Raw genomic sequence first — 12940 nt, forward strand, 5'->3', positions numbered from 1 at the left:
ACACTTCCTTAATTAAATAAACAATAAAAGAAAAATGTGCTTTTTATAGAAAAAAGAAATAAGTCACAATTGTACAAGGGTACAAGTCGCACAAATTCAACAAAAAAGAAGTGATTTTATAAATAATTGGCTTTTTTATGAGTATTTTTCAGTCAGACAACCAAAGTAGAGCAAAAAGGCATCAAACCGTACGTTCTACCTAAAAATAAATATTTTTAAGCAACAGCAGCAAACCTTAAAAGTTATTTGAAAAAACATTTGATTTAGGCACAAAAAAGCCAGCATGACGCTGGCTTTTTTGTTTTTTATAGCCTGTTACTGGTCAATAACAAGGGTTCCTTCCAGAATCATGTTTTGGATGATATCGTGTGAAGACCCACCCCCATACTGGGTAGATAAATCAACATTATCCAAGACAATTTTTTGGTAAACCTGTCCATCCCCATTCGGGCTTACATCAATTGTTGTAGAGCCACCACTAAAATTGAGTGTTAGGTAGTCATCGATATTCTGCGCATTCTCACTTGCTAATAGATCTTTAACATTGAGAATATCCTTGTGGGCTTCAAAGTCGGTGACATGGTCAATTTGAGGGTTATTTGGGTCTGGTGCAACCGTTACTACCCCTTCATTAGTCAGTGCTCCTGAGTCATCTCGATGCCAGATAAACTGGTCTGCACCTTCACCACCAGTTAACGTATCGTGACCAAAGCCACCACTAATAAAGTCAATACCATCACCTCCTGTTAGGACATTAGCGCTAGTATCTCCATCTACATACTGCGGGCTTCCTACTTGCTCAGGCAACGAGAGGATATCAACATGAATCGTTTCAGTAGCCTGAGTACTATGACCTGTACTTGGCTCTGTCGCAGTTGCGGTGAAAGTAAGGTCAATATCCGCTTTATGGCCTGGTGGAGGTGTAATACTTAAGTTACTTAAAGTCCAGTTACTGATATCAAGCTGGCCACCACTGAAGACCTCAGAATTAACACCGTCACTAATAACTGCGCTAACAGGCATCCCACTTAGACTATAAGTCACCTGCTCACCAGGATCGACAGATGTCACTGTAATATCTGGCAGCTTAATTGTGGTGTCTTCATACCCTGTTGCACTGCCCCCCCTAGTCTCAGTGAGCTGTACATCATCCAAAAAAGCACCTCGACCACCTGACCTTGGATCTCCAGCTGCTCTGAACTCTAATCGCGCACTCGTGCCATCCCCTGCAAGTGTATAGTTATACTGCTGCCAAGTATTAGCAACATTTTGATCCGTTCCGCCATTCTGAGCAATCGTATCAATTAGCTTCCCATCCCACCAAACTTCTATCTTAGTTGTTTCTGCGTCATAACCTGGCCTTGGTGAGTAGTAAAAGCTCAACTCATATTTCGCACCCGCTTCAGTATTAATATCGCGATAGATATTTAAAGCATCAGGAAATTGATTTGTTGGGTCATCATTCAACTCAATAAAGTGCGTTCCACTGTTTGCAGTGTAAAAATCACCGCTCCAACCACGAACCTCAATTTTACTGTTACTAGCGGTTAACCAGCCATCAACCGTATCAACAAATGAAGCTTGCCCAGCTGCAACTCCAGTTGCTCCTTCAAAACTGGAAGTAAAAACATTGGTCTGCTGCTCTGTTGCAATATCAATTACCGGCTGATCCGCCTGCGCCGCAATATTAAAGTTAATAGTTTGTGCATCACTGGTATCAGTACCGTCACTTACTTGATAATCAAAGCTAGCAAAGTTATCACCGCTGGCATTGCTATCTGCACGGAAGCTTAAATTATTAATATCACCCGCATTAATTATCTGCCCAGCTGTTACAGGGTTACCGTTAAATAACAAGGTGCCATTGGTAGGTAAGCTGGTAATGGTAATTGAGCTTAATGCATCACCTTGCTCATCAAAATAATTACCTTTACTTGCATCGGTAAAGTCAGACTGGCTGAAGGAATAGGTGGTGAACTCATCGGATGAGTCGCCGTCTGTTGTAACCTGCTCATTCAAGTCGATAGTAAAATCACTGGCTGTTGGCACATCAGCAACTGGCAGCACAGTAACAGTAATAGTTTGTGAGTTAGCGGCCTGGTCGTTATTCAACTGCTCAATAGATGTCGCTTTAAAGTTGAGGTCAAAAGTGCCGTTAAAATTAGCGGGTGGTTTTATTGATAAATTACTCAGGTTCCAGCCAACACTCATATCAACTGTGGTATTACCTGCTGTTGCTATAAATTTATTCGTGCCATCGGTTAACTCTGCACCCACTGGAATATTTTCCAGGTTCATGACTAACGACTCAGAACCATCTACATCCACTAAAGCAGCATTTAAATCCACTAGGTCGATGAAAGTATCTTCATAACCCGTATTGCCTGTTACCGTGTAATAATCCATGCCTGATGGGTTATCCACATATACCAACCCACCATCATCCACTGCATTTTCTGCATCAGTTAGGGTTTGATAAGTAAAGGATTGAGATAGAGGCTGTAGTTGTTGTCCCTGAAGCCCTAACAGCAGATCTAGGTTATGAATACTACCCTGATCATAATAATCCAGATTAAATGAATAGACACCACTGTTATCGATGGTGAAAGTGCTATCAATACGCGTACCGGCAAAGCCCTCTCGGGTAAGTACATTTTCGCCACCTATATCGATAGAAATACCATCATCATGCAAAGCACTGAGTGTATAGGTACCTGCTTCTAAATAAATAAACCCTTTTAGGTTAATTACTCCATGACTAGTATCGCCTGGGTCTGCACTAAGAGAGGTCGCATCTTGTTTTAAGAACTGTTGCAGCGAATTGCCTGTGCCTAAACTATCGATTCCACCCGTATAGTTAATGGCTGTCGAAACAAAGGTGGCATCAGGATTATTGTTAGCAACTGTGCCTGCCACATTACTTAAATTATATGTACCAACTGCTGTCTCAACACCATAGTACTCACCCACTAAACCATTTCCTGGCCCCATTGATGGATCGCCAATATTTAAGTTCGGTATATCAGCATCCGGGATAATATCAAGCATAGCGGTACCGCTTGTGGTTAACGCTCCATCAGAAACGGTAAAGCTAAACGGAACATCATCTCCTGAATAATGCTCAGTAGGTGTAAATGTCCAAGTACCATTACCATTGTCAACCAGAGAGCCAAACTGAGGGTCAACTGAAAGGCTGGTAACAGATAGCGTATCACCATCTGGATCAGATGAGTTGGCTAGTAAATCAGACTGATTAATAACCAGTACATTGTCCTCAAGCACTTGCGACAGTTCTATATCACCCACAACTGGTGCTTCATTCACATTGGTGAAGTTCACCCCCACATTACTGGTATCTGTTAAGCCACCTTCATCTGTGACTGTTACGGTATAACTTGGTGGGTTTTCACTACCATTATGGACAAACTGAATTTCACCATTAGTAACCTGAGCCTGAGTAAAGCTTGTTACAACCGAGTTATTACTTACTAGTTGGAACTGGCCATTTTGAATATTACTAACCGTAAATACTAAGTCAGGATCATTGGTTTCAGGGTCTGTGGCAGCCAAGTTGGTTGACGTCAACACGACCGTTTGCCCTTCATTGATATCTAGGGTGTTGTCCGTAATGGTTGGTGGCTCATTTACTGCGGTAAAGTTCACCGCTACAGCACCTGTATCGGTCAGGCCACCTTCGTCTGTCACTGTTACGTTATAGCTAGGCGGGTTGTCAGTGCCATTATGAACAAACTGTACTTCCCCATCGATAACCTGTTGCTGGGTAAAGCTGGTCACTGGAGCACCAGGATTACCGACCAATTCAAACTGGCCATTTTGTACTGTATCAACAGTGAATATCAAAGCTGGATCATTGGTTTCTGGATCGGTGGCTGCCAGATTAGCAGAATTCAACACCACCGTTTGCCCTTCATTGATATCTAACGTATTAGCAGTAATTTGGGGTGGTTCATTAACATCTGTTATGTTAATCGTGAGCTGCTGAGTAGATTGGTTTCCTGCACTGTCACTGACCACAATACCCAGCGAGTCGGCATGTATACCACTTTCATAGTCAAGCAAGCCATTAGCTGCTGCTGTATCAGCTCCAGCCTGAGTTAAGCTGATTTCACCTGAGTTGGGATCAATTGCAAAGTAACCATCAGGACTGGTTAAGGCACCGCCTTGGAAGCTATAAGTCACATTGGTGGCATCAGCTGCTGCCACAGAACCTACCACAGTACCTGCAGGGCTGTTTTCTTCGATTGAAAAGTTATCAGGTGATGTAATAGAAGGTGCGCTGATATCAATTGTCAGCGGTTGGTCTGTATCAGCTTTATTACCTGCCGAATCAGTCGCCGTAGCGGTAATATTATGAGGCCCTTCTGGCAAGTTAGTCGCTGTGTGATCAATACTCCAATTACCATTTTGATCTACAACAGCTGTACCAATTAATACATTATCAATAAAGACATCAACATTATTGGCTGCATTATCAGTCGTACCAGAAATCACTAGAGTTTGGTCATTAGTGACAAAATCTGCGGGGGTGCCACTATCATCAGTAATGGCTGTAATTGATACTGCTGGTGGTGTCAGATCAATGGTTAGCGGTTGATCAGTTGTACCTGTATTACCTGCAACATCAGTTGTCGAAGCAGTAATATTATGAGGCCCTTCTGGCAAGTTAGTTGCCGTATGATCAATACTCCAGTTACCACTGGCGTCTGTAGGTGTAGTGCCAATAGAGGTACCATCGATGAATATTTCTACGGTACTGTTTGGGTTGTTCGATGTACCTGAAATGACCAGCGTTTGATCGTTAGTAATAAAGTCAGCTGGGGTACCTGAATCATCAGTAATCGCTGTGATATCAACAACTGGTGCCGTCACATCAATGGTCAATGGCTGAGCAGTATTGGCTATATTACCAGCTGTGTCGATTGTAGTAGCGGTAATATTATGCGGGCCTTCTGGCAAGTTGGTCGAGGTATGATCAATACTCCAGTTACCACTGGCATCAGTTGGCACTGTTCCAATTGAGCCACCATCAATAAAGACTTCTACCATGCTATTGGGGTTATTCGAAGTACCTGAAATCACCAAGGTTTGATCATTAGTAATAAAGTCAGTGGGGTTGCCTGAATCATCCGTAATGCCAGTGATATCAATGACTGGTGCTGTCACATCAATGGTTAATGGCTGAGCAGTATTGGCAATATTGCCCGCAGTATCGATTGTAGTAGCGGTAATGTTGTGAGGCCCCTCCGGCAAACTGGTCGCGGTATGATCAATGCTCCAGTTACCACTGGCATCAGTTGGCACTGTTCCAATTGAGCCACCATCAATAAAGATCTCCACCGTACTGTTCGGATTATTTGAGGTACCCGAAATCACCAAAGTCTGGTCATTGGTTATAAAATCGGTTGGGTTACCAGAGTCATCGGTAATACCGGTGATATCTATAACCGGTGCCGTCACATCAATGGTTAATGGCTGGCTTGTTGTCACCTGTTGACCTGAAGGGTCTGTACTGGTGGCAGTAATATTGTGCTGACCTTCTGGCAAGGTCGTAGCGGTATGATCAATATTCCAGTTCCCATTGGGATCAACGACTGCATTGCCAATCGATACTCCATCAATAAACACTTCTACTGTGTTGCCAGGGTTATCTGTAGTACCTGAAATCACTAGGTTTTGATCATTAGTAATAAAGTCAGCTGGGGTACCGCTATCATCTGTAATCGCTGTGATCGAAATAGCTGGCGGCGTCAAGTCAATGGTTAACGGCTGGTTAGCAGTAGCCGGGTTACCAGCAACATCGGTTGTTGTTGCAGTAATGTTATAAGAGCCTTCTGGTAAGGTAGTCGCCGTATGATCAATACTCCAGGCACCACTGCCATCAGTGGGGACTGTCCCTATTGAGTTACCATCAATAAACACTTCTACCGTGCTATTGGGGTTATTTGAAGTACCTGAAATTACCAGCGTTTGGTCTGTAGTAACAAAATCCGTTGGGTTACCAGTGTCATCGGTTATTGCTGTAATGGCAATAACAGGAGCTGTGACGTCAATGGTTAATGGCTGGTCAGTATCTGTTTTATTACCAGCAGGGTCAGTACTGGTAGCCGTAATGTTATGGGGACCTTCTGGCAAGGTCGTAGCGGTATGATCAATATTCCAGTTGCCGTTGGGATCAACCACCGCATTACCAATCGACACTCCATCAATAAAGACTTCGACAGTATTTGTTGGACTATCTGTGGTACCTGAGATAACTAGATTCTGATCGTTAGTAATAAAGTCAGTCGGGTTACCGCTATCATCAGTAATAGCCGTGATGGCAACAGCAGGTGGAGTTAAATCAATGGTCAGAGGCTGAGCAGTCGTTGCTGTGTTACCCGCAATATCCGTAGTAGATGCAGTGATATTGTGCGGCCCTTCTGGCAGTTGCGTCGGAGTATGGTCAATGCTCCAGGCACCATTGCCATCAGTGGGGACTGTGCCAATCGAGTTACCATCAATAAACACTTCTACGGTACTGTTCGGATTATTGGATGTACCTGAAATTACCAAGGTTTGGTCATTGGTAATAAAATCTGAGGGGTTACCTGAGTCATCAGTAATCCCTGTGATATCAATAACTGGCGCAGTAACATCAATAGTAACCGGCTGAGTTGTTGTCGCCTGATTACCCGCTGGGTCGGTACTGGTCGCTGTTACCGTGTGAGGTCCTTCAGGTAGCTGGGTAGCGGTATGATCAATACTCCAGTTGCCATTGGGATCAACTTGTACAGTACCAATAGGTGTACCATCAATCTGCACTTCTACCGTGCTATTTGGCTCTGAAGTACCAGAGATAACCAGGGTTTGATCATTCGTAATAAAGTCAGTGGGATTACCAGAGTCATCTGTTATTTGAGTAATCGCTACAGCAGGTGGTGTGACATCAATTGTGATAGGAAGCTCTGTCGATGTCGCTGTATTACCAGACTGATCTGTTACTGTTGCAGTAATAGTATGAGGACCTTCTGGTATGCTGGTAGCCGTATGATCTATGGTCCAGTTGCCATTTCCATCACTGGGTACCGTACCAATTGAGGTGCCATCGATAAACACCTCAACTGTACTATTAGGTTCTGCTGTTCCGCTAATTTCAAGGGTTTGATCAGAAGTAATGTAATCAGTCGGGTTACCGGTGTCATCGGTAATTGCTGTCACCGCCACGTTCGGCTGCAAGGTAATAGCTGTAGTCGCTGTAGCCGTATTATTATGAGGGTCTGTTCCAACCGCTTGAACCGTGATATTGCCTGACTGCAATGGAGTAAGATCAACCTCATTACCTGTTAATGACCATTTGCCATTAGGGTCAGTAGTAACCAGCTTACTGACCACTTCACCATTCGCTTCATCAATAAAGCTAACAACCACTTTGGTATTAGGCTCAGAGGTACCAGAAACCAATACATCTGTCTGTTCAGCGACATCAACAACATTGTCGATTTCAATGGGGCCATCGATAGTGATGAATGTTGAGGTGTCGGTAATACTGACAGGAGCTTGAGTTGGGGGTGAGGTATTGCCGTTTTCATCGGTAGTTGTACCGGTGGCAGTAATTACTCGACCAACAGGAAGAGGGTCTGTAGGTGTTACTTTCCAGAAGCCATCAGGCCCTGCTTTAGTGGTTAGTACTTGATTACCCACTAATAGGGTTACAGTGCTATTGGGGGTTGCTGTACCGGTAATATCCGGTGTTGCATCATCGGTTGGTCCAACAGGGTTAATCACCAGAAAGGGAACTGATGGCCCCAGACTTGCTGCCGCTATTTCTGCTGAAACACCAGCTGCAACATCTCCCACTTCTCGCTCAATGGCCGCACCCGTTAAACCGGCAGGCCCAGTAGTATCAAACCCTGCATCAGCTATGGTTTCATGAGCATCCCGAGCGAGCACCATGCCTCCCTCAGCACCTTCACTGTGATCAATAGTCGCTGCTGCTTGTCGCCCTGATGTACCCGCTGCGGTAGCATCTGCTACTTGAGTAGGATCTGCCCCTGCTTGTAATGCTTGTTGAATGGCGGAAACATCTGTAGCCGCTTCTTCTGCATCGGCTACTTCATGCTTTTCAGGAATAACATCTTCATCTAACACCGTTGAATCTTCAGGTCCCATATCCATAGAAGAGCCATCAGTAAACTCAACCAGAATAACCCCTGATTTATTTATTATTTTTTCAAATGGATAAACAGGATCTCCCACGTTTAATTCGCGAGTAGCCCCTGTCGATGAAACTGCTACCGCTTCACCTGTTAGTTTTTTAACAAATCCAATTGGGTCTGGTGTTATATTTGTTAAATCATCCTTTTCATTTGCCATCAGTCGTCTCCGCTACTACAGGATAAAAAAAAACCTGTGTAATTTTTAGGCTAATAACAAATATGTCACAATGGTACATAGGTACTAATCACACAAATTTAACGACATACCGCAACATTTTTTAACAAACCGCGAAACAAATAATGATATTTAAAGGGAAAAGAAATAAGCACCATTTTTTTGGTTATGGTGCTTATAAAAGGGAAAGAATGAAAATAAGGAAATAAAAACGAAAATTTAATCCACGATTAAATGGCCATCATCCAACAAATTATCAATTAATTCTGTTGTATCCGTTGTGCCATAATGACTAGACAAGTCAACGTTTTCCAAAACAATTTGTTGAGTAATTTCACCGTTGCCAGCATGACTAACATTAATAGTGGTTGAGCCATTCTCAAAATTAAACGCTAAATACTGCTCTAAGCTATTAACGTCTTCATCAATGAGTAAGTCTGCTACGTTAAGTGCGTCTCCCTGTTGGGTATTAAAATCCTTAATAATATCAACTGCAGGCAGCTGATTTGTCCCTTGGTCTAGCTCAGACCAAATAAATTGATCGCCGCCATTAGCTCCAGTTAATTGATCATTACCTGCTCCACCTGCTATTAAATCGATAGTGTCCCCTCCTAACAACACATCATCAGTGGCTCCCCCTGTTAAATTGTCTGTTAAAGTGATATTTAAATTGGCTTGCGCCGCAAGTTCACCATCAGATAATTGATAGTTAAATTCCTCAGATAACTCCCCTGAATGCAATGCTTTCACTTCAGTATCAGTTAAAACACGGTTATAAACCAACCCATCATCCACCAAGCCTTTAAAATAATTTGGGCTATTATCAACCCTTGCAATACCATCATTATCTAAAAATACATTCTGGTCGCCGGTACGACCAATGCTGATATCACCTGGATGCCGATAAAGCAGATCACCCTGCACTTGCTGAAAACGATCACCATCTAAATAGCCTGTTAACTGTTGGTTATCAGGGTCTAACACAAGAGCAACATGATGCCACTCACTAGTATCTAAATTAGTAATATCCACCTTGGCATAACTGCCTTGCCAATTAATATTATCGGGCCGGTTATAACCACCAACAATAAGCTCACCGTTTTCGATATAAATCACCAGACCGCGAACATTACCGCCTTCCTCAAATATAACCTGACGACTATCTAAATCAGTGCCATCAACTTTAAATCCAAAACTGATTGAGCGCCCTGAAAATCCTGATCCTCCAATGGGTTTATTATGCGAGTAATTATTAATTTCTTTGGAGTTATTAATATCAATATAATCGCCAGCACCATCCAAACTGAGTGCTTTTCCGCTAATAGCCTCATCAACTAAACTGGCATTACCTCTTAGCCGACCTTTATCATTTATTTGATCTGCTGTTGCAATATCATCAAAATGATTGCCTTTAAGTTCATCGAATGCCCAATGAGCTACCAACCCCTCATCTAGATTAATAATATGTTGTTGATAACTGTAACTACCATCTTGCTGAATGGTTAAATCACCATACAAACCATTAATGACATTATTACCTACACCCAGTTGAACTCCATTAACCTCAGCAACAGTTAAACTATCCCCATCAGGGTCACTATCATTAATAAGCACATTGCCTGTTAAACTGGTGGTTGCTCCTAACTTAATAAATCCTGTATCGTCTTCTCCGGTAGGTAACTCATTGACATTAGTGATATTAATATTAATTAATTGACTGGTTTGATTACCTAAATTATCCGTTGCTATTACCGTTAGCTCAGCAAAATTAGGATTAGTTTCAAAATCTAATAAATTGGCTGCTGCACCTGCATTGGTAAGAGTAATTACCCCTGTTTCACTATTAATTTCAAATAAGTCAGTTGCCGTATCTAGCTGATAACTCATAGGGCCATTTATATCAGTTGCTGTCACCTGTCCAACTATATCTCCTGCTGCACTTTGTTCTGCTAGATCAAAATCGATGGCATTAATTACTGGGCCAGTGCTATCAATAGTAACTATTTCTGTTACTTCTGTAGATTGGTTACCGCTATCATCCGTCGCACTTACAGTGACTGTGTGGCTACCATCTGCTAATAATTGGGGAGCTACACTCCAGCTACCGTCCGCAGCAGCTACCGTAGCAATAGTTTGTCCTGCCACAAAGATTGTTATTGCACTACCAGGCTCAGCAGTACCTGAAATAACAGGTGTATTATTATTGGTTAAACCAATTGCATTTAAACTGATAGCTGGTGGCGTAGTGTCTTCAGGTTCTACAGATGGGTTTTCATCCAGAGTTTCAGTAGCCTCTGGAAATTGTTCATCAGGTAATTCAGGTGGGGTAGTTTCATCAGGAAATTCCGTGGGCGCTGGCCCTATTGGTAATTCAGAAGGAGCAGGCTCTGATGGCACTTCAGGCTGGTTTGGAATATCGGGTTCACCCACAGTTATCGCTACATTACTTACTAAAGGATTTGCTGCTGCATTTTCTGTAACACCACTGCTAGTGGCTGCGCTAACAGCAAAACCACCTAGCCCCGTAATTAATTCATCAGCTTCTTGCTCAGAAGCTGTATCAGCAAGTTCTGTTAGGCTAGCATCACCTGTAGTAAACCCACTTGTTGCTAAGGTTGTGGAGCCATCTCGGGCAATAGTAGCTAGCCCACTTGAACCATCACCACTTACAGTATCAGGAGAAGTACCTGCTGCTGGTCCAGCGGCTGTTGGCTCTAACACCTGGGTAGGATCTGCTCCCGCTAATAAAGCTTGTTGCAATGCATCAACATCTGTTGCTGCTGAAGCTACCTCTTCGGTATTGGCAATATCAAATACATCTTGATCCAAAACCGTTTGGTCACCTGGTCCCATATCCAGCCAAGAGCCATCAGTAAACTCAACAACTATCACACCATGGTGGTTGATAAGCTTATCGAAGGGATAAACTGGATCGCCCGAGTGTAACGGTCGATGGTTTCCACTGGCAGCAACAGCCGTTGCTTGAGACACTTGTTTTACAAAGCCAATGGATTGGGGAACTGGGTCAACTGAATCACTCTGACGAGCAGCCATACCGTACCTCCTGACAATATGGGAGAACACTTGGCTTTAGTTGTAACTAAAATGCAAACTATGTCACAACTGTACTTAGGTACTAATCACACTATTAACTAGACCCAACCAGTTATAACCACAAAATTAATAGTATTTGTTTTCATAAACTAGACTGAATACTTCTATATAAATGCAAAAAGCCAGCAATTGCTGGCTTTTTAACTATTTTTTAGAATGATTTTATAACTTATACATCATACTGATTATCATCATTTTCTATATAGTTTTTTAAAGGCAATATAGAAAGTTGAGGATTTTCACTGCATGCGAAATTAGACGTCAAAACCTGACCAGGAAAAATAAGATCATCCCCATCACTATCTTCAATTAAGTCATTTGAGTTCAACGAATTACTCTCTACGATAGATAAGTTTTCCTTACTCACAGAATACTTTACTACTATTTCGTCACGCTCAGCTCCGTCAGTGACCGTTACCAATAACTTAACACTTAAAGTATTTGTCTCAAATCCCTGAGCAGGAATAAACTGCCAAGCATTTTCTTTGGCTAGATAAAAGAGATCGCCTAACTCACTACACCCTAAGTCAACATCCTCAATAAAAATATTTTTTAAATTACCTTTATATAATCCTGTTAACTCTTCCGCTGCGATTAGTTTACTTTTAGACTTACCGATTTCATCGTACATTTTAAAGCGTTCTCTTGAAGAATCTATAATGTCCGATACGTCTTCTGTTACTTGCTTCGTTGCTTCTTTACTAGATGGATTCAATGTTGTATCTGTTGCTTTAATAATTTCAGTTAATACAGGATACTCCACTGAGGTTTCAGGGTTATCACTCTCTAACTGATTTATACTATTAAATAAAACCAAATCCTCAGTTAAAATATCATCCATAAATAAAGGCTGCTGTTTGTTATCAACTAGCTTTTGTACTTCAATGGTTGATTCTGACAATTCAGTTTTCAATGAACTTTCCGCAAAATCCCTTTCAATTATCGTGTGAGTAGTAGCACCCTGATTTATCGAGTTATTTTCAACTGCATCATCATTTACTAATTTACTTTGAACACTCTGTAAAGTTTCAGAGTTAGTGCTCGATTCGCTTAACTGCTGTTCTATATCTTCACTAGAAAAAACTTCTTCGGTTAAAACTATAAAGTCCTTATCACCTAAAGTTATCTGGCTACCATCAACAAACTCAAGTACTGTTTCAGCTCCTTGAGTTAAAACTTTATCTTTACGAAACAGTGAACCACCTACCTCAGCAAGCCGCTGTAAACCAGTTTCAGAAATGATAACTACTTTGCCAGTTACTGACTTAATGTGCCCAATAGCAATCTGGCTATGGGATGAGAGAGAATCTGAAACCTGGTTTGTCATTGCCGCCTCTATATTAACTGCTCAGTCAAAAAAAGGCGCAAATTTAAGGAAATCTGCTTTATTTCACAATTGTACCCTGGTACTAATCACAAAAACACCTATATCAAA

3 protein-coding genes are annotated in these 12940 nt (G+C 42.0%); all 3 read right to left on the reverse strand.

The window, feature by feature from the left end:
• Window positions 1-315 precede the first annotated feature (315 nt).
• The 3 genes from OQE68_RS10540 to OQE68_RS10550 all read right to left on the reverse strand — a co-directional run bounded on the left by OQE68_RS10540 (window position 316) and on the right by OQE68_RS10550 (window position 12832).
• Entirely contained in the window at window positions 316-8373 is an 8058-nt protein-coding gene (locus OQE68_RS10540) for a retention module-containing protein (protein ID WP_180566521.1), read from the reverse strand.
• 237 nt (window positions 8374-8610) lie between these two features.
• Window positions 8611-11445 (reverse strand): retention module-containing protein, encoded by a 2835-nt coding sequence (locus OQE68_RS10545; RefSeq protein WP_180566522.1) that lies wholly within the window; start codon window positions 11443-11445, stop codon window positions 8611-8613.
• A 229-nt stretch (window positions 11446-11674) separates the two neighbouring features.
• Window positions 11675-12832 (reverse strand): FecR family protein, encoded by a 1158-nt coding sequence (locus OQE68_RS10550; protein WP_180566523.1) that lies wholly within the window; start codon window positions 12830-12832, stop codon window positions 11675-11677.
• Window positions 12833-12940: the final 108 nt, after the last annotated feature.

It is taken from the genome of Spartinivicinus marinus, assembly GCF_026309355.1.
GTDB classification, from domain to species: domain Bacteria; phylum Pseudomonadota; class Gammaproteobacteria; order Pseudomonadales; family Zooshikellaceae; genus Spartinivicinus; species Spartinivicinus marinus.